The sequence below is a fragment of the Psychrobacter sp. TPE 89C genome (assembly GCF_055522395.1).
This window is the reverse complement of the sequence record NZ_JBVFXW010000100.1, coordinates 1-1373: the sequence shown is the minus strand read 5'-3', so window position 1 is coordinate 1373 and position 1373 is coordinate 1. Positions and strand designations below refer to the sequence as shown.

Genomic DNA, 1373 nt, shown 5'->3' with positions numbered 1-1373 from the left:
ATGCCTCCAAGAATCCTCACCCATATTTCCCCTCAGCAAGCCTTCATCATATCAGCCATCGTCATCGCCATCATGGGTGTTACCATGATCGGCTTTGGTTGGGTGCCGCATCTCTCATTGATACTCGCCATCTGTGTCTTACTGGGCATTGGCGCCTTTAAAGGACTGAGCTTTGATGACATGCAAGCACAAATGGCCTCAGGTATTATGCGCGGTATCGGTGCCATCTATTTGTTCTTCTTTATTGGTCTGATGGTCGCCGCTCTCATGATGTCTGGTGCCATACCCACACTCATGTACTTCGGCTTTCAGCTCATCTCACCAGAGTATTATTACATCTCCGCCTTTGTACTTACTTCCATTATTGGTATTGCACTGGGTAGTAGTTTGACAACCGTTGCAACCTTGGGTGTGGCATTTATTGGGATGAGTAATGCCTTTGATGCCAATGTAGCAATTGCGGCTGGTGCCGTCGTTTCAGGAGCGTTCTTTGGCGATAAGATGTCACCCTTGTCTGATACTTGTACCATCGCATCCTCTGTTGTCGGTATTGACCTGTTTGAGCACATTCGCAATATGATGTACACGACGGTGCCTGCTTGGATACTCACGGTTATCTTGTTTTGGATGTTCTCAGGCCAGACAGCGGGTTCTGATCTTAGTCAGGTGACGGTCTTACAGGGACAGCTGATCGACAGTGGCTTGGTACAAAACTATGCGGTATTACCGTTTGTGGTGTTGGTCGGACTGGCTATCTTTCGAGTCAATGCCATCTATACGATTATCTGTACCATTGCGGTGGCGCTTATCATCACTTATATACATAGCTCACCAAGCTTTGGACAATTGGGTGGATATCTGTTTGCAGGGTATGCACCGGCTGAGTCATTAGAGCTAGGTGAAGTAGGGGGCATGCTGTCACGTGGCGGTGTACAAAGTATGTTCTTTACGCAAGCGATTGTGATATTGGCACTCAGTCTCGGCGGGTTACTAACGGCATTGGGTGTGTTACCAGCATTGCTATCGGGTATTAAAGACACGTTGACGACGTCAGGACGGGCGATCTTTGCGGCAGCGATGTCAGCACTGAGCATCAACGTGCTCATCGGTGAGCAGTACTTGAGTATTTTACTATCAGGGACGGCTTTTCGTTCGACGTTTGAGCGTTTGAATTTACATCCAAAGAATCTGTCACGTACGATTGAGGATGCAGGGACAGTGATTAATCCACTGGTGCCTTGGAGTGTATGCGGGGTGTTTATCAGTCAGGCATTAGGGGTACCGGTATTGGATTATCTGCCTTATGCGTTTTTCTGTTATTTATCGTTGCTATTAACGCTGCTCTTTGGCTTTACAGGGCTGACTATTAGTCG

At 47.6% G+C, this 1373-nt stretch carries 1 protein-coding gene; it reads left to right on the top strand.

From position 1 onward, the window contains the following. The coding region (gene nhaC, locus ACZW67_RS14260; protein ID WP_465183803.1) for a Na+/H+ antiporter NhaC at positions 1-1373 on the top strand (1373 nt) is incomplete at its 3' end.